This window comes from Actinomadura kijaniata, assembly GCF_014138665.1.
Taxonomy (GTDB): Bacteria; Actinomycetota; Actinomycetes; order Streptosporangiales; family Streptosporangiaceae; genus Spirillospora; species Spirillospora kijaniata.
In genome coordinates this window covers 1145967-1162421 of the sequence record NZ_JACJIA010000001.1, presented here as the reverse complement: position 1 = coordinate 1162421, position 16455 = coordinate 1145967, and the positions used below count along the sequence as shown (strand labels likewise).

Annotated in this window: 16 protein-coding genes; 11 read left to right on the top strand and 5 right to left on the bottom strand. The window is 74.1% G+C overall.

What is annotated here, in order from left to right:
* Positions 1-86 precede the first annotated feature (86 nt).
* Together HNR61_RS05595 and HNR61_RS05590 are read left to right on the top strand one after the other, a co-directional pair.
* Positions 87-1145: an LLM class flavin-dependent oxidoreductase gene (locus HNR61_RS05595; protein ID WP_182842314.1), complete on the top strand. Its 1059-nt coding sequence runs from the start codon at positions 87-89 to the stop codon at positions 1143-1145.
* Between the two features lie 25 nt (positions 1146-1170).
* Entirely contained in the window at positions 1171-2673 is a 1503-nt protein-coding gene (locus HNR61_RS05590; protein ID WP_182841940.1) for an AMP-binding protein, read from the top strand.
* Positions 2674-2716: 43 nt separating this feature from the next.
* Here the strand turns inward: HNR61_RS05590 and HNR61_RS05585 are convergent, their stop codons facing one another.
* Positions 2717-3628, bottom strand: a complete 912-nt coding sequence (locus HNR61_RS05585; protein WP_182841939.1) for a cyclase family protein — start codon at positions 3626-3628, stop codon at positions 2717-2719.
* A gap of 35 nt (positions 3629-3663) precedes the next feature.
* On the opposite strand from HNR61_RS05585, the gene HNR61_RS05580 reads away from it, so the two are divergent.
* Positions 3664-4851: a serine hydrolase domain-containing protein gene (locus HNR61_RS05580; RefSeq protein ID WP_182841938.1), complete on the top strand. Its 1188-nt coding sequence runs from the start codon at positions 3664-3666 to the stop codon at positions 4849-4851.
* 2 nt (positions 4852-4853) lie between these two features.
* Here HNR61_RS05580 and HNR61_RS05575 read toward each other — a convergent pair whose 3' ends face one another.
* Genes HNR61_RS05575 through HNR61_RS05565 form a run of 3 tightly spaced genes read right to left on the bottom strand, consistent with a single transcriptional unit; the run spans position 4854 to position 7390 of the window.
* Complete coding sequence (locus HNR61_RS05575; RefSeq protein WP_182841937.1) at positions 4854-5588, bottom strand: SDR family NAD(P)-dependent oxidoreductase; 735 nt, start codon at positions 5586-5588, stop codon at positions 4854-4856.
* Positions 5576-6199 carry an isochorismatase family protein gene (locus tag HNR61_RS05570; protein ID WP_182841936.1) on the bottom strand — a complete coding sequence of 208 codons (624 nt, stop codon included), beginning with the start codon at positions 6197-6199 and terminating at the stop codon, positions 5576-5578. Before HNR61_RS05570 ends, HNR61_RS05575 begins: the two co-directional genes overlap by 13 nt.
* A gap of 18 nt (positions 6200-6217) precedes the next feature.
* Entirely contained in the window at positions 6218-7390 is a 1173-nt protein-coding gene (locus HNR61_RS05565) for an MFS transporter (RefSeq protein WP_182841935.1), read from the bottom strand.
* Positions 7391-7496: 106 nt separating this feature from the next.
* On the opposite strand from HNR61_RS05565, the gene nfi reads away from it, so the two are divergent.
* From nfi to HNR61_RS05535, 6 genes are all read left to right on the top strand, one after another.
* Positions 7497-8189, top strand: coding sequence for a deoxyribonuclease V (gene nfi / locus HNR61_RS05560; RefSeq protein ID WP_182841934.1), 693 nt, complete (start codon positions 7497-7499; stop codon positions 8187-8189).
* Between the two features lie 66 nt (positions 8190-8255).
* Positions 8256-8657, top strand: a complete 402-nt coding sequence (locus HNR61_RS05555; RefSeq protein WP_182841933.1) for a Zn-ribbon domain-containing OB-fold protein — start codon at positions 8256-8258, stop codon at positions 8655-8657.
* A gap of 127 nt (positions 8658-8784) precedes the next feature.
* Positions 8785-9129, top strand: a complete 345-nt coding sequence (locus HNR61_RS05550; RefSeq protein ID WP_182841932.1) for a VOC family protein — start codon at positions 8785-8787, stop codon at positions 9127-9129.
* 49 nt (positions 9130-9178) lie between these two features.
* Positions 9179-10750, top strand: a complete 1572-nt coding sequence (locus HNR61_RS05545) for a class I adenylate-forming enzyme family protein (protein ID WP_182841931.1) — start codon at positions 9179-9181, stop codon at positions 10748-10750.
* A gap of 8 nt (positions 10751-10758) precedes the next feature.
* Positions 10759-12858 (top strand): acetate--CoA ligase family protein, encoded by a 2100-nt coding sequence (locus tag HNR61_RS05540; protein WP_182841930.1) that lies wholly within the window; start codon positions 10759-10761, stop codon positions 12856-12858.
* Positions 12845-13606, top strand: a complete 762-nt coding sequence (locus HNR61_RS05535; protein WP_182841929.1) for a glucose 1-dehydrogenase — start codon at positions 12845-12847, stop codon at positions 13604-13606. The genes HNR61_RS05540 and HNR61_RS05535 overlap by 14 nt, the downstream gene beginning before the upstream one ends.
* Positions 13607-13775: 169 nt before the next feature.
* Here the strand turns inward: HNR61_RS05535 and HNR61_RS05530 are convergent, their stop codons facing one another.
* Positions 13776-15158 (bottom strand): amidase, encoded by a 1383-nt coding sequence (locus HNR61_RS05530; protein WP_182841928.1) that lies wholly within the window; start codon positions 15156-15158, stop codon positions 13776-13778.
* 76 nt (positions 15159-15234) lie between these two features.
* On the opposite strand from HNR61_RS05530, the gene HNR61_RS05525 reads away from it, so the two are divergent.
* A complete protein-coding gene (locus HNR61_RS05525) occupies positions 15235-15810 on the top strand; it encodes a TetR/AcrR family transcriptional regulator (protein WP_312897778.1) in 576 nt (191 codons plus the stop codon).
* Positions 15811-16192: 382 nt separating this feature from the next.
* On the top strand, positions 16193-16411 hold the full coding sequence (locus tag HNR61_RS05520) for a hypothetical protein (protein WP_182841926.1): 219 nt from the start codon (positions 16193-16195) through the stop codon (positions 16409-16411).
* The last annotated feature ends 44 nt before the right edge of the window (positions 16412-16455 follow it).

Genomic DNA, 16455 nt, shown 5'->3' with positions numbered 1-16455 from the left:
GGCAGGCGTTATGACACGGCGAGGGCACCGGCGTGCACCCGCCGAGGCCCGTTGGAGAAGGAGCCGTACACGTGGCTGACCGCCCGATGAAGTTCTCGACCTTCCACCTCTTCCACCAGTTCGCGGGGCAGACCGCGAGGGAGGTGTACGACTACCAGATCGAGATCGTCGAGCTCCTGGAGGAGCTCGGCTTCGACGGCGTGTGGGTCGCCGAGCACCACTTCCGGGACTACGGTGTCGTCCCCAACATCTTCAACCTGCTGTCGAACCTGGCCGCCCGCACCGAACGGCTGCGGCTGGGCACCGGCATCGTCGTGCTGCCGTTGCACAACCCGGTCCACGTGGCCGAGGAGGCCGCGATGGTGGACCTGTTGTCGGGCGGGCGGCTGGAGGTCGGCATCGGCCGCGGCTACCAGAGCGTGGAGTTCGAGAACTTCGGCCTGGACCTCAGCGAGGCGCGCGACCGGTTCAACGAGTGCCTGGACGTGATCCTCGGGTTGTGGACGAAGGACGACTTCGAGTACAAGGGGCGTTTCCACGAGACCCGCCGCCCGCTGACGCTGATGCCCAAGCCGGTGCAGCGCCCGCACCCGCCGCTGCACGTGGCCGCCGTCAGCCCCGAGACGGTGGAGCTGTACGCCGCGCGCGGGCTGCCGATCCTGGCCGACCCGGCCGCCCCGTTCAAGAAGATCGCCCGGGCGGCCGAGACCTGGTACGCCACCGCGCGGGCCCACGGCGTGGACGTCGAGGGCGTGGAGCTGGTCGCCAGCCGCTCGGTGTACGTCGCCCCGACCACGGAGCAGGCCCGCGAGGACCAGGCGCGGTTCGAGGCCGGGTTCGACCGTTCCCGGATCTTCAACGTGCAGAGCGCGCCGATCGACCCCAGCACCGGCAAGGCCGCCAAGGGCTTCGAGTACTACCAGGACCGCTACCTCAAGGGCGGCTCGGTGGACAACGAGTTCCGCTGGAACCAGCTGGAGGTGATCGGCGACCCCGAGCGCGTCGTCTCCCAGATCAGGACCATCCAGGAGATGGGCTTCACCAACCTGATGTGCGACTTCGGCTCGACCCGGCCGCTGCCGATCGAGGACATGAAGAAGGTCCTGAAGTTCTTCGCGGCGGAGGTCATGCCCGCCTTCCGCTGAACCCCACCCCCCTCTAGGAGGCGCGATGTCCGTACACCGGCTCACTCTCGGGGACGTGCTGGCCGAGCACCGCCGCTCCCGGCCGCAGGGAACCGCCGTCGTGGACGGCGACGTCCGGCTGACCTATCCCGAGCTCGACGAGCGGGTGAACCGCCTGGCGGCCGCGCTGGCGGCGGACGGGGTCGGGCCCGGCGACCGCGTGCTGTGGCTCGGGCAGAACTCGTTCCGGGTGCTGGAGCTGCTGCTGGCCGCCGGACGCCTGGGCGCGATCTGCTGCCCGGCCAACTGGCGCCAGACCGCCGACGAACTCGCTCACATCCTCGACGACCTCACGCCGAAGATCGTGGTGTGGGAGGAGTCGGAGGCCGTCGAGAAGGCGCGGGGGCAGGTGTCGCCGGACGCCCGCTGGGTCGGGTCCGGCGACGAGTACGAGGCGTACCTGGCCGCCGGGACCGGCGAGCCGCCGGTGGAGGTGCCGGACGACGCGCCGGTGCTGGCGCTCTACACCGCCGCGTTCGACGGCCGCCCCAACGCCGCGCTGCTCAGCCACGCCGCGCTGATCGCGCACAACATGTCGCTGCTGCACATGCGGCAGATGGAGGACGGCTTCGCGTTCCTGGCGTGCGGGCCGATGTTCCACGTCGGCACGATGATGTTCACGCTGGCCACGTTCCAGATCGGCGGGAAGGTCGTGGTCACCCCGGCCTACGAGCCGGCGGAGGTCTGCCGCCTGATCGAGGCCGAGCGGTGCACGCAGGCGTTCCTGTTCGGCCCCATGATCGACGGGCTGGTCGAGGCCAACAGGGACCGCGCCCACGACCTGTCCTCGCTGCGCTTCGTGTCGCACTCCCCCGAGTGGGACGAGATGATCACCGTGGACGACAGCCCGTGGTGCCGCTCCGGGATGGGCGGCTACGGGCAGACCGAGGTCGCCGGGATGCTGACGTTCCTCGGTCTCGGCATGGGCGGCGCGGGCCACGCGGGACGCCCCTCGCCGCTGGTCCACGTGCGGATCCTGGACGCCGACGGCGCCGAGGTCCCGGCGGGCGAGGTCGGCGAGATCTGCGCGCGCGGCCACAGCCTGTTCTCCGGCTACTGGAACCGGCCCGAGCTGAACGAGGCCAAGACCCGGGGCGGCTGGCACCACACCGGCGACCTCGGCCGCCGCGAGCCCGACGGGACGATCACGTTCATCGGTCCCCGGCTCCGCATGATCAAGTCGGCGAACGAGAACATCTACCCCGCCGAGGTCGAGCGCGCCCTGAAGTCGCACCCGGCCGTCGCCGACGCCGCCGTGATCGGCGTCCCCGACGACCGGTTCGGCCAGTCCCCCAAGGCGATCGTCGTGCTGCAGGACGGCCGGGACGCGACCGCCGAGGAGATCATCGAGCATGTCCGCGGTGAGATCGCCTCCTACAAGAAGCCGCGCGGGGTGGCGTTCGTGGACCAGATCCCGAAGAGGGGCTACACACCCGACTACGACGCGCTGGACGCCGCCCACGGCGGCGGCGCCTACCCCGGGATGTAGGCCGCCCGGCGGGCCGCGGGGCGTTCCGCGGCCCGCCGCGCCCCTACAGCACCGCGACCGGGGTGACCGGGCTGGCCGTGCCGCCCTCGATCCGCAGCGGCGCCGCCACGAACAGGAAGTCGGTGCGGCCGGTCTCCGCCAGCTCCTCCAGCCAGAGCATCTCCAGCAGGTGGACGCCGTGCCGCCACAGCAGGATCAGGTGGAGGTCGTCGGGCAGGTCCTCGTCGGCGAGCTGGCGTTCGTTGAGGCCGCCGATCGCGGCGTTGTCGGAGGCGACCAGGCACACGTCGCGCCCGGCGAGCCAGCGGCCCGCGTCGGCGCTCAGCCCCGGCTGGCCCCTCCAGTACGCGTCGGGGCCGTCCCGCCAGGCCAGCGGCCATCCCGTCCGGACGACCGCGGCGTCGCCGGGGCGGAGCTCGACGTCGCAGGCCTCCAGGTCGCCGGGGGTGATCCGGTCCTCGGCCGACAGCCGCTCCACGCCCCTGACGCCCGGGATGTCGAACAGCACGCCGCGCGCCACGACCGGCCCCGCCTTGTCGATGCCGCACCGCCCCGCCCCGTAGGACCGCACCCGGTCGGCCGGATGCCCGTTGTAGAGCGCGTCCCCCGACCACATGTGGCACAGCGCGTCCATGTGCGTCGTCGTCCCGTGCGGCGTGACCACCAGCGCGTCGTCGGCCATCTTCAGGCCCGCGCCGATCGCCCGCGTCCCGGCCGCGTAGTCCCCGCCGTCCACCGACATGAAGTGCTGCGGCAGCGGCCTGCCCCGCAGGTGCGGGACGGTCGTCGGCGCGGGCGAGGACGTCGCGCCCCGGATCGGCAGCGACAGCCCCAGCACCCGGCCCTCGCGCACGCACCCGGCGGCGGCCACGACCGCCTCGGGGGTGAGCAGGTTGAGCGCCCCGCGCTCGTCGTCGGCACCCCACCGTCCCCAGTTGTTCGACTCGTCGAGCATGATTCGGTCCAGACCTTCCGTTGAGAGGACGACGCATGAGCGACCCGGTGCCGAACGACACCGTGCAGGGATACTGCGACCCCGCCTTCTCGGCGGTCCGCGAGGTGTTCGAGCGGAACTTCGCCGAGGGGCGGGAGTTCGGCGCGGCGGTCGCGGTGTACGCCGGGGACCGCAGGGTGGTCGACCTGTGGGGCGGGACCGCCGACCGGCGGACCGGTCGGGAGTGGACCGCCGACACCCCCTGCTTCGGGTTCTCCTGCACCAAGGCGGTGACGGCGACCGCCGCCCTGCTGCTGGCCGAACGCGGCGCCGTCGACCTCGACGCCCCGGTGACCGGCTGGTGGCCGGAGTTCGGGCAGCGCGGCAAGGAGGGCGCGACCGGCGCGCACCTGCTGTCCCACCAGGCGGGGCTGCCCGCGTTCCGGCGCCCGGTGACCGCCGAGGAGGCCGCCGGCACCGAGGCGCGCGCCGCCGAGCTGGCCGCGCAGGAACCGGAGTGGGAACCGGGCACCGCGCACGGCTACCACGCGCTGACCTACGGCTGGCTCGCCGGGGAGATCGTGCGGCGCAACGCCGGGACGCCGGTCGGGGAGTTCGTGAAGCGGGAGTTCGCCGGGGACCTCGACCTGTGGATCGGCGCGCCCGACGAGGTGATCGAACGCGCCGCCAAGCTCACCGCCGGACGCGACCGCCGCGATGAGACCGGCCCGGACACGCCGCGCGCCGTCGACGACAACGTCCTCGGCCGCCTCGCCCAGGCCTACCTCGACCCCGAGAGCCCCATGAACCGCTCCCTCAACAACCCGCACCCGGGCAAGGGCGGCTTCAACAACCCGGTCGTGCTGCGCGCGGGCTGGCCGTCCGCCGGGATGATCGCGACAGCGCGGGCGTTCGGCGCGTTCTACCGGGACCTGGTCGCGGGCCGGATCATCAGCCCCGCGACCCTGCGCGAGGCGACCCGCCCGCGGGTCAGCGGCCCCGACCGCACGCTGGAGGTGGACACCGCGTTCGGGCTGGGCTTCATGCTCCCGGCGATGACGTTCTTCACGCCGGAGGCGGGGCGGGGGTCGGCGTTCGGCCACACCGGCGCGGGCGGCTCGCTCGGCCTCGGCGACGCGGACGCGGGCCTGGCCCTGGCCTACCTGCCCAACCGGATGGGCGACCAGCTCTCCGGCGACCTGCGCGCCTACCGCCTGACGGAGGCGGCCTACGCCTCGCTGTGATCTCAATGCATCGTGATTCCGCCGCTGACCGAGACGGTCTGGCCGGTGATGTACCCGGCGCGGTCGGTGCACAGGAACGCGACCAGGCCCGCGACGTCGTCCGGGCGGCCGATGCGGCGCAGGGGGATCTGCCGGGCGAGCTTGTCGAGCAGGCCGGGGTGCTGGTCCGACACCGCGCGGACCATGGGGGTGTCGGTGGGGCCGGGGCACACGACGTTGCTGGTCACGCCGCCGCGGGCGGCCTCCCGGGCGAGGGTCTTGGCCAGCCCGAACAGGCCCGCCTTGGTCGCGGCGTAGGCGCCCTCGCCGCCGGACCCGGCGCGGGCCCCGTCGGAGGAGACGAACACCAGGCGGCCCCAGCCGCGTTCGGTCATGCCGGGCAGCAGGGCCCGGGTGAGCTGCATCGGGGCCCGCAGGTTGACCTTCCACATCAGGTCCCAGTGGGCGGGGTCGCTGTCGGTGAACGGCTCGACGATGCTGACCCCGGCGTTGTGGACGAGCACGTCCACCGGGCCGGCCCCGGCGGCGAAGCGGTCGATGTCGGCGGGGTCGGTCAGGTCCACGCGGCGCGCGGCGCCGCCCAGTTCCCCGGCGACCTTCTCGGCGGCGGGCAGGTCCAGGTCGGCGACCACGACCCGCGCGCCCAGCGACGCCAGGTCGGCGCAGATCGCGCGGCCGATGCCGCCCGCTCCCCCGGTGACGACGGCGGTGCGGCCGGTCAGGCTCATCCCGTCCATGCGCGGACGACCTCCTCGGTGGTGACGCGGGCGGCGAGCAGGCTGACGGTGTGGGCGAGGACGGCGTCGCCGTACTCGGCGGGCGTCCCGGCGACGGCGTCGGTGAGGACCGCGACGCGGTAGCCGAGGTTGACCGCCTCCAGGCACAGGCCGGGGACGCCGAGGTTCAGCGACAGCCCGGCCGCCACGACGGTCCGCACGCCCATCGACCGCAGCGTCATGTCCAGGGAGGTCCCGGTGAACGGCGAGAACCCGTGGTACCGCCGCGCCTCCAGGTCGGAGGGGTCGGCGAGCTCGGGCAGCACCTCCACCGCGCCGGTGCCCTCCAGCATGTGCGCGGGGTCGCGGAGCAGGCCCTTGAGGAACGGCGTGTTGCCGGTGTGGCTGCCCCTGCGGTCGGCGCGGAACGCGGCCGTGCACTGCACGACCGGGATCCCGGCGGCGCGGGCGGCGGTGGCGGCGCGGGCGGCGTTGTCCACCACTCCGCGCTCGGCGCAGGTCTTGGCGAGGTCGGGGAAGGTGGCCAGGTCGCCGGCCACACCGCGCTGCATCTCCATGACGAGCAGCGCGGTGTGCCGGGGAGCGGCCAGTTCGGCGAGGTCGATCGGCACGGCCCCACGATAATCGACCTAGCACTTGCTTGGGTAGCGGTGGACGGTGGCCAGGGTCGCCGCCGCGACCGCTCCGCCGAGCGCCATCACCGCCGTGACGGAGAGGGCGTCCACCACCACGCCGCCCGCCAGCGCGCCCAGGGACAGCGTCGCCTGGAACGAGGAGGTGAACACGACCGTGGCCGCCTCCGGCGCGTCGGGGGCCGCCGCCGCGAACCAGGACTGCGAGCAGAACGGGACGGCCCCGTACGCCACGCCCCACACGACCAGCAGCGCGAGCGCCCCGCCGTCCCAGCGCCCCGCCACCGGCATCAGCAGCGTCGCCGCCGCCAGCAGGACGACCGCCGTCACGAACGCGGCGCGCGGCGGCATCCGCCCGGCCGCGAAGTTCCCCACCAGCCCGGCGACCCCGTACACCAGCAGGAACGCCCCGACCGCCCGCGCGCTCACACCCGTGACCTCCAGCAGGAACGGCGTCACGTACGTGTAGGTCGCGAAGTGCGCCAGCACGATGAGCAGGGTCGCCGCCAGCCCGGCGCGGACCGCGGGCCGCCGCAGCAGCCCGCGCAGCACCCGCGGGCCGGTCGCCCGTTCGGGCGGCAGCGGCGGCAGCAGCACCGCCAGCGCGGCCAGCACGCCGACGGTGAGCACGCCCATCACCGCGAACGAGGCCCGCCATCCGAGCAGCTCCCCCAGGAACGAGCCCGCCGGGACGCCGAGCACCGACCCCAGCGGGACGGCGGCGAAGACGACGGAGGTCGCCCGGGGCACCGACGCCGCGGGCACCAGGCGTCCGGCGAGCCCGGCCCCGATCGACCAGAACCCGCCGATGACCAGCCCGACCATCACCCGCGACACGAGCACGGCCCAGTATCCGGGCGCGGCGGCGGCCAGGAGGTCGGCGGCGGCGAGCAGCCCCGTCAGCGCGCACAGCGTCACCCGCCGGTCGATCCGCCCGGACGCGACGGTCACGGCCGGGGCGGCGACGGCGGCGACCAGGCCGGGCAGGGTCATCGTCCATCCGGCGGTCCCGGCGGAGACGCCGAAGTCGGCGGCGATCGGCGCGAGCAGCCCGATCGGCAGGATCTCGGTGGTGACGATCGAGAAGAGCCCCAGCGTGACCGCCAGGACCGCGAGCCAGGCGGTCAGCGGGGCGCGGGACGTGGCGGGAGGGAGCGTGGCGGTGGACATGCCCCCAGTCGACCAAGCACGTCCGGCCCGGTCCGGCAGGTTTCGGACACCACCGTGGCGCACGAGGATGACGTCGTTTTCCCGCGTGGCGGTAACGTGCCGGTCCATGGAGGTACGCGACCTGCACGAGTGGCCCGCGACGGTGGCCGAGGCGGAGGCGATCCAGGACCGGCTGCGGCCGTCGCTGGACCTGGAGGAGCCGGGGCCCCAGGCGTTGCGGACGGTCGCGGGGCTCGACGTCTCGTACGCGGGCGACGGCGGCGGGACGGGCGCGCGGCTCGCGGCGGCGGTGGTCGTGCTGGACGCGCGCACCCTGGAGGTGGTCGAGGAGTCGGTGGTGACGGGGACGGCGGCGTTCCCGTACGTGCCGGGGCTGTTCGCGTTCCGGGAGCTGCCGACGCTGGTGGCGGCGCTGCGGCGGCTGACGGTCACGCCCGACCTGCTGGTGTGCGACGGGTACGGGGTGGCGCACCCGCGCCGGTTCGGGCTGGCCTGCCATCTGGGGGTGCTGACCGGGCTGCCGACGATCGGGGTCGCCAAGACCGGGTTCGTCGGCTCCCACGAGACGCCCGGCGCGCGGCGCGGCGACGCCGGCCCCCTGGTGGACGGCGGTGAGGTCGTCGGGCGGGTGCTGCGGACCCGCGACGGCGTGAAGCCGGTGTTCGTGTCGGTGGGGCACCGGATCGACCTGGACACCGCGTGCCGCCACGTGCTGGCGCTCGCGCCCGACTACCGGCTGCCGGAGACCACGCGGCGCGCCGACCGACTGTCGCGGGACGCGCTGGCCGCCTCCCCGTAGGGCCGCCCGGCGGGGGCCGGGTCCGGACCTTGTCGCAAAACCAAGCGTGCGCTAGGTTGGCTCGCGATGGACCACCCGAGCCCCGCCCCCGTCCCCACCCCGCTCACCGCGCCCTACTGGGAGGCGTGCCGCCGCGGCGAACTGGCGCTCCAGCGGTGCGCCGGTTGCGGACGGTTCGTGCACTTCCCCGAGCCGACCTGCCCGTTCTGCGAGAGCGCCGAGCTGGCGTTCGAACGGGTCGGCGGGCGCGGGACGGTGCACACGTTCACCGTCGTGCACCGGTCCTTCCTGCCCGGTTTCGCGACCCCCTACACCGTGGCCTGGATCGACCTCCCCGAAGGGGCCCGGGTCTTCGGCGACGTCACCGGCTGCCCGCCCGAACGCGTGCGGATCGGCATGCCGGTGGAGGTCCACTTCACCGACCTGGAAGGCTTCGGCCCGCTCCCCCACTGGAGGCCCGCGTCATGACCCTGTCCATCGCCGCGCCTCCGCGCGGCTGGCCCCGGCGCTGGGACGCCGGGTCTTCCCTCGTCGCTCACACGATCGCTCGCAAGCTCCCGATCTTCACACTCCCCAGTCCAGACCAGGCGGCGCCATGACCGATGTAGGCAACATCCTGTATCCCGTCGAAGACATCGAGCAGGCCGTGCGCTTCTATCGCGACGGGCTCGGCCTGACCGTGAAGTTCCAGGACGGGGGCCGGTTCGCGGCCCTGGACGGCGGCGGGGTGACGTTCGCGCTGGCCGGGCCGGAGGAGGACGTGACCGGGGGCGCGCCCGCCGCGTCGTTCCGGGTCGAGGACGTCGCCGCGGCCGTCGCCCGGCTGACCGGCGCCGGGGCGACGCTGGTGCGCGGCCCCGAGGAGGGACCGCACGAGGTCCGCGCGGTGCTGCGCGACCCGGCGGGCAACCCGTTCGTGCTCTACGCCCGCCGCAAGTAGCCCCCCCCCCGCCACCACCACCCAGCCGGTCAGACGAAGGAGCCGAGCCGTGGCGCGAGACAACTCCCCCTTCAGCAACTACGCCTACGCCATCCTCACCGCGAACGCGCTGCGCACCCCCGACAAGGTGGCGCTGACCTACTGCGGCGAGCAGAGCTTCACCTACGACCAGCTCAACCGGAAGGTCAACCGCGTCGCGCACGCGCTGCTGGCGGCCGGGGTCGCGCCGGGCACGCGGGTGGCGTCGCTGATGAACGAGACCCTGCACGTCGCGCAGGTCTACCTCGCCCAGATGAAGATCGGCTCGATCGTCGCCGCGCTCAACCCCTACTGGCCCGCCGACACGCTGCGGCAGGTCGTCGAGCACTCCGAGTGCACCGCGTTCGTGTACGACGCGACGGTGGCGGGCCTGGTCGACGAGATCCGCCCGCACCTGCCCAGCGTCAAGCTGTGGCTGCGCGTCGGCGGCGCGGCCCCCGACGCCGTCGACCTGGACGCGCTGGCCGAGGGCGCGGGCGAGGCCGAGCCGCCGCTCGGCGGCCACGGCGACGACCTGCTCGCGCTGTTCTACACCTCCGGCACCACCGGCCTGCCCAAGGCCGTCATGCACACCCACCTCTCCTCGCTGGCCACCGCGCAGATCTGGCTGGACGTGGACCGCGACGCCGACTCCGTCATGGGCACCGGCGCGATCATCTGGGGCATCGGGTTCCCGGCGCTGGTCGGCCCGGCGTTCTACGCGGGCATGACGCTGGTGCTGGAGCAGGACTGGGGCCCGGCCAACTTCCTGAAGGTCGTGCCGCGCGAGAGGGTCACCCACGTCAGCCTGATCCCGAGCTTCTTCTCGGCGCTGCTCGGCGGCGACGACCACGCCGACGCCGACCTGTCGTCGCTCAGGGCGATCGTGCTGGGCGGCGAGCCCCTGCTGCCCGGCCTGCGCGAACGCATCATGAAGCGGCTGCCCGGCGCGGCGATCTACAGCTACTACGGGCAGACCGAGGCCCCCTACACCTGCTTCGGCCGCCAGGACGACGGCAGCCAGGACATCTCCTCGGTCGGCCGCGCCCGCATGTCGTGCGCGGTCCGCGTCACCGACCCGAACGGCGAGCGCGTCGTGGGCGAGGTCGGTGAGATCAACCTGACCGGCCCCAACGTCATGGCCGGGTACGACCGGCTGCCCGACAGGACCGCCGACGTGCTGCGCGACGGCTGGTACGTGGGCGGCGACCTCGGCCGCATGGACGAGAACGGCTTCCTGTACGTGCTGGGCCGCCGCGAGGACGCCATCCTCAAGGGCGGGCAGTGGTCGCAGCCGGTCCAGATCGAGGAGGCGGCGATCGAGGTCGAGGGCGTCGCGGAGGCGGGCGCGGTCGGCGTTCCGGCGCACCCCGAGGGGCAGGACGCCGTCGAGCAGAGGATCCTGCTGGCCGTGGTGCCGAGGTCCGGCGCGGCGCTGGACGCCGAGGCGGTCAGGGCGGCGCTGGCGCGGCGGCTGCCCGCGCACCAGGTCCCCGACGCGGTCGTGGTCGCCGACGAGCTGCCGCACACCCAGGACGCCTCCGGCGGCCCCGGCAAGCTGCTGCGGCGCGGCATCCGCGACGCCTACGCCGACCAGGTCTGAGGGACCCGATGAGCACTCCCCTCCCCGAGCACGCCGTCAAGGCGTGGATCGCCGGGTTCGGGGTGGCCGTGCCGCGCGGCGCGACCGCCACCGCCCACGCCGAGCTGGAGGCGGCCGCCGCCGGCCTGGCCCCGCCGCTGGTGGTCAAGGCGTACGGTCCCGGGCTGCTCCACAAGAGCGACGCCGGGGCCGTGCGCCTCGGGCTCGGCTCCGCCGCGGCCGCCGCCGCCGCGGCCGCCGGGATGCTGGACTCCCTGGCCGCGCGCGGCATCGTCCCCGACGGGTTCCTGGTCGAGGAGCAGGCCCCGGCGGGCGTCGAGGTGATCGTCGGGGCGGTGCGCGACCCGGCGTTCGGGCCGGTGCTGCTGGTCGGGCTCGGCGGCGTGTTCACCGAGGTGCTGCGCGACACCGCGCTGCGGCTCGCGCCGATCACCGAGGCCGACGCGTGGGCGATGCTGGAGGAGCTGCGCGGCGGGGCGCTGCTGGACGGGCTCCGCGGCCGGCCCCCGGTCGACAAGGGCGCGCTGGTCAAGGTGCTGCTGGCGGTGAGCGACATGGTCACCGCCCTGGGGGACGGGTTCACCGAGTTCGAGCTGAACCCGGTGATCTGCGGCCCGGACGGCGCGGTCGCGGTGGACGCGCGGCTGGTCGGCGCGACCGGCCTGGAGCCGCCCGCCCCCGTCCCGTCCGCGCCCGCCCCGGTCACCGACTTCACGCGGCTGTTCGCGCCGCGCGGCGTCGCGGTGGTGGGCGCGTCCACCAGGAAGCCCAACTTCGGGAACATGTTCCTCGGCTTCTACCGGGCCGCCGGTTTCAAGGGCCGCCTGGTCGCGGTGCACCCGACCGCCCCGGAGATCGACGGGGTGCCGTGCGTGCCGTCGCTGGCCGAGGCGGGCCCGGACGTCGACTACGCGCTGGTCGCCGTCCCCGCCGAACGCTGCGCCGACGTGGTGCGGGAGGCGCGGGGGATCCCGTTCGTCCAGGTCATGAGCGGCGGCTTCCGGGAGATGGGCCACCCCGAACGGGAAGCGGACCTGCTGGACGCCGCGCGCTCGGCGGGCGTGCGCCTCCTCGGGCCCAACTGCATGGGCGTGTACTCCCCGGCGGGCGGCCAGACGTTCATCGGCGGGACCCCGGGACGGCCCGGCCGCGTCGCCGTGGTGTCGCAGAGCGGCGGCCTGGCCGGGGAGGTCATCAAGGTCGGGGAGCGGCGCGGGCTGGCGTTCTCCAGGGTCGCGACGGTCGGCAACAGCGCCGACGTCACCCCGGCCGAGCTGGTGCGCCACCTGGCCGCCGACCCCGGCACCAGCGCGATCGGCCTCTACCTGGAGGACCCGCGCGACGGCCGGGGCCTGTACGAGGCGCTGCGCGCGGTGGACAAGCCGGTGGTGGCGCTGGTCGGCGGGCGCAGCGGCCAGGGCCGGAGGGCCGCGGCCTCGCACACCGGCGGGATGATCAGTGACGCCCGCGTCTGGTCGGCGCTGGCGGCCCAGGCCGGGATCTCCCTGGTCACCTCCCAGGACGACCTGATCGGCGTGCTGGACCTGTTCGACCTGCACGGGGGACGCCCCGCGCCCGGCACCGGCGACGTGCTGGTGATCGGCCCGAGCGGCGGGGCCAGCGTGCTGGCGGCCGACGCGTTCGACGACGCCGGGCTGGAGCTGGCGCCCCTGCCGGACGCCGCCCGCGAGGCGCTGCGCGCGATGGGGCTGGGGGCCGGCAGCTCCCTGGCCAACCCCCTGGAGATCCCGGTCGGTCCCCGGGGCGATCCCGACCTGGTCCGGAACGCGGTCGCGGCGATCCTCGCCGAACGGCCGTTCGCCGACGTCGTCGCGCACGTCAACGTGCAGAGCTTCTTCACGTTCGGCGACAGCGCCGACCCGCTGCTGGCCTACGCCCGCAGCGTCGGCGAACTCCAGCGCTCCCGGCCCGGCACCCGCGTCACGCTGGTGGTCCGCAACGCCGAGTGCGCGCCACCCGGCGTGGAGGACGCCGTGCGGGAGACCGCCCGGGAGGCCGGGGTGCCGGTCTACCGGGGCATGGAGGCCGCCGCGGTGGCGGTGGCCGCCGCGAAGAGGCACGTGAGGAGCGTTCATGGGTCGGCTTGACGGCAAGGTGGCGTTGATCACCGGCGGCGCGCGGGGCATGGGCAAGGCCCATGTCCGGCGCTTCGTCGCCGAGGGGGCCAGGGTCGTCTTCGGGGACGTCCTGGAGGAGGAGGGGGCCAAGCTGGCGGCCGACCTCGGCGACGCCGCGCGCTTCGTGCGGATGGACGTCACCGACCCGGACGACTGGCGGCGCGCCGTCGACACGGCGACCGGTACCTACGGCGCGCTGCACGTCCTGGTCAACAACGCCGGCATCCTGCGCCACAGGACCATCGAGGAGATGACCCTCGACGAGTGCCGCCAGATCATCGAGGTGAACCTCGTCGGCCAGTGGCTGGGCGTCAAGTCGGTGACCGGCGCCATGCGCGAGGCGGGCGGCGGCTCGATCGTCAACGTCTCCTCCACCGAGGGCTTCATCGGCGCGTCCGGCCTGGCCGCCTACAGCGCCAGCAAGTTCGGCGTGCGGGGCCTCACCAAGGCCGCCGCCCGCGAACTCGGCCAGCACGCCATCCGCGTCAACTCGATCCACCCCGGCGGGATCATCACCTCGATGTCCATGCAGCAGGACGTGATCGAGGCGACGGCGTCCCGCGCCGAGGCGCTGATCGAGGGCCTCCCGCTCCGCCGCCTCGGCAGGACCGAGGAGGTGACGGGCCTGGTGGTGTACCTGGCCTCCGACGAGTCCTCCTACTGCACGGGCAGCGAGGTCCTGGTCGACGGAGGACTGGTCACCGGCTCGGGGTACTAGAGCCTGCGTGAAGTGGACCCCGCCACGCGAGCGCGTCACCTGACCTGCGGGCCCGCAGCCGAAGGCGAGGGCCCGCAGGTCAGATCGCGAAGCGATGCCGCGCTCGCCGAGACCTGGTAAGAAGCGAGCCCCAGGGCGAGCGCCGTAGGCCAGGGCTCTGGAACACCGCCTAGAACGCGCGGCGTTCGGTCCAGCCCTCGGCGGCCTCCAGCTGCGCGGCCAGCGAGATGAGCGTGGCCTCGTCCGAGTCGTGCCCGAGCAGCTGCGCGCCGATGGGCAGCCCGCTCTCGCTGAGCCCGGCGGGGACGTTCACGCCGGGCCAGCCGAGCACGTTCCAGGTCCACGCGTACGGGCAGGCGGCGGCCACCCCCGACTGGGTCCTCTGGTACCCGGCCCCGTCGAACGCGCCGACCCTCAGCGGAAGCCGGGCCGTCGTGGGCGTCAGCACGACGTCGGCGTACCGGAAGATCCTGCCGACCCTTCCGCGCAGGTAGGGGTCCATCCTCCTGGCCAGCGGCAGCAGCCGCCGCCCGACGACCCGTCCGATCATCGCCTCGGCCTCGGTCCGGGGCTCGGGCTCGGCCTCGGGCATGGAGTCCAGCCACTCGGCGACGCCGGCCGTCCCCCGCGGCACGAGCCCCAGCACGATGGGCCCGTAGTCCGGGTCGGCCGGGAAGACCTTGTGCCCCAGCTCGGTGAGCCGCCGGGCGAGCCGTTCCACGGCCGCCCGGATCTCCGGGTCGAGCCGCCCGCTGACCCCGAACGCGGTCCGGAACGACACCGCGATCCGCAGCCGCCCGGGCTCCCTCCCGGCCGCCGCGGCGAACGGCGTCCGCGCCGGGTCGAGCCGGTGGGCGTCCTCGGGATGGCTCCCGCTGAGCACGTCCAGGAGCAGCGCCGCGTCCTCCACGCTGCGCGCGATGGGCCCCCAGACCGTCAGCCCGTGGAACGGGTCCCGCCGGGGGAAGCCCGAGACCCTGCCCCGCTGCGGCTTGATCCCGACCAGCCCCGTCCAGGCCGAGGGGATCCGGATCGACCCGGCCCCGTCCGACCCGACGGCGGCCGCGACCATCCCCGCCGCCACGGCGGCGGCCGACCCCCCGCTGGAGCCGCCGGGCGTGTACTCGGGGTTCCACGGGTTGCGGGCGCACCCGAACCCCACCGACTCGCTGAACGGCCACAGCCCGATCTCGCACGTCGTGGTCTTCCCCACGATGACCGCCCCGGCCGCCCGCAGCCGCCGCACCTGCTCGGCGTCCTCCGCCGCCGGCCGATGCCGTCCCCGCACCGCGAACGGCGTGGTCTCCCCCGCCAGGTCGGTGTCGTCCTTGATCGCGACCGGCACGCCCAGCAGGGGCAGCCGGTCCCCCGCCGCCAGCCGCCGGTCCGCCCGCTCCGCCTCGGCCAGCGCGGCCTCGGCCAGCACCACCCGGAAGGCGCCGAGGTCCTCGCGTTCCTCGATCCTCCGCAACGAGTGCTCCACCAGCTCCCGGCTGGAGAACGCCCCCTCGGCCAGCCCCGCCGCCTGCCCCGCAAGTCCCAGATCGTCCATGAGATCCCACCGCCACGGTATCGTTCGTTCGAACGAACGATACCGATCCCGGCCGCGATGGGGAAGACTGGATCCGGTGAGCACCGCACCCCGCGACCGCATCCTCCAGGCCACCCTGCGCCTCATCGGCGAGCAGGGCATCGGCGCCGTGACCAACCGCGCCGTGGCGAAGGCCGCCGAGGTCTCGCTGGGCTCGCTGACCTACCACTTCCCCAGCCAGACCGACCTGCTCCGCGAGGCCCTCCAGGCGTTCGTGGACACCGAGATCGAGCGCATCCGGTCGCACATCACGCGCCTGACCGACGCCGGCATCACCCCCGACCGGGCCGCCGACGAGGTGGAGAAGGCGATCATCGAGTTCGCCTACGGCCCCGAGCAGATCGCGAACCTGGAGCTCCACCTCCACGCGGCCCGCGACCCCGACGTCCAGCCCACCGCGATCCGCTCGGTGGACGCCTACGACCGCCTGGCGACGACCATCCTCACGGCCCTGGACATCCCCGACCCCGACCGGCACGCCCCCGCCGTGGTGGCGATGCTCTACGGCCTGGCGGTCCGCCGCCTGGCCACCGGCGACGCCTCGGCGGCGGGCACGGCCGACGCGTTCCGCACCCTCCTGCACGGCGCCCTGCACAGCGACCGGCCCGCATAGCTCCAGAGCGGGGTAGCGGAGCCATGCGGGCCGGTCACCTGTCTCAATCAGGAACCTCAGTCGGACCCTCAGCCGACGTTCGCTCAACTCTCCAGCCAGTACCTCCGCCGTAGCTCTGCGTTGCTGACACCAAGAACGCTAAGCCGCCACCCCACCCCCGAGAAGCCCTTTAACCCTCACTTAGGGAAGCGCTGAGGACGGCTTATTCCGGCAACGTCCGCGACCGTCCGGGAGAGTCGATCGGTGGGCCACTCACCTGCACAAACACAGGGAGAGGGCCAGCGGAGCCGTCCGGGACAGTCGACCTCAGTCGGACTAGGCCGACTGGCGTTGGCTCCCCGTTTCGGCTCCCTGGCTCCCCTCCCGCAGGAGGGAGACCCCCATGATCGAAATCAACGAAGACCACATGAAGGCCACGGCCAAGGGCCTGGTCATCGCCGTAGCCGTTCGCGTCGATGGAGCCTGGCACGCCACCACGTGGCCGACTCCGTTGACCTATAACCAGGCGATCACCGCCATGATGCTCGCCGAACGCCTCGCCACCGACCACGACGGGGACGACCCGCTCGTTCGAGTCTGGCGCGAGGAACTCACCGAGTAGCCCTGAACAGAGGCCCCGCCGAACCCGAAGGTTCGGCGGGGCCT

What these genes read in the sequence shown, in the direction of transcription:
- nfi (WP_182841934.1), top strand. Translation starts at nt 7,497, where the DNA reads ATGGAGGTACGCGACCTGCACGAGTGGCCCGCGACGGTGGCCGAGGCG.
- HNR61_RS05580 (WP_182841938.1), top strand. Translation starts at nt 3,664, where the DNA reads ATGAGCGACCCGGTGCCGAACGACACCGTGCAGGGATACTGCGACCCC.
- HNR61_RS05555 (WP_182841933.1), top strand. Translation starts at nt 8,256, where the DNA reads ATGGACCACCCGAGCCCCGCCCCCGTCCCCACCCCGCTCACCGCGCCC.
- HNR61_RS05520 (WP_182841926.1), top strand. Translation starts at nt 16,193, where the DNA reads ATGATCGAAATCAACGAAGACCACATGAAGGCCACGGCCAAGGGCCTG.
- HNR61_RS05540 (WP_182841930.1), top strand. Translation starts at nt 10,759, where the DNA reads ATGAGCACTCCCCTCCCCGAGCACGCCGTCAAGGCGTGGATCGCCGGG.
- HNR61_RS05595 (WP_182842314.1), top strand. Translation starts at nt 87, where the DNA reads ATGAAGTTCTCGACCTTCCACCTCTTCCACCAGTTCGCGGGGCAGACC.
- HNR61_RS05575 (WP_182841937.1), bottom strand. Translation starts at nt 5,588, where the DNA reads ATGGACGGGATGAGCCTGACCGGCCGCACCGCCGTCGTCACCGGGGGA.
- HNR61_RS05550 (WP_182841932.1), top strand. Translation starts at nt 8,785, where the DNA reads ATGACCGATGTAGGCAACATCCTGTATCCCGTCGAAGACATCGAGCAG.
- HNR61_RS05565 (WP_182841935.1), bottom strand. Translation starts at nt 7,390, where the DNA reads ATGTCCACCGCCACGCTCCCTCCCGCCACGTCCCGCGCCCCGCTGACC.
- HNR61_RS05585 (WP_182841939.1), bottom strand. Translation starts at nt 3,628, where the DNA reads ATGCTCGACGAGTCGAACAACTGGGGACGGTGGGGTGCCGACGACGAG.
- HNR61_RS05590 (WP_182841940.1), top strand. Translation starts at nt 1,171, where the DNA reads ATGTCCGTACACCGGCTCACTCTCGGGGACGTGCTGGCCGAGCACCGC.
- HNR61_RS05530 (WP_182841928.1), bottom strand. Translation starts at nt 15,158, where the DNA reads ATGGACGATCTGGGACTTGCGGGGCAGGCGGCGGGGCTGGCCGAGGGG.
- HNR61_RS05535 (WP_182841929.1), top strand. Translation starts at nt 12,845, where the DNA reads ATGGGTCGGCTTGACGGCAAGGTGGCGTTGATCACCGGCGGCGCGCGG.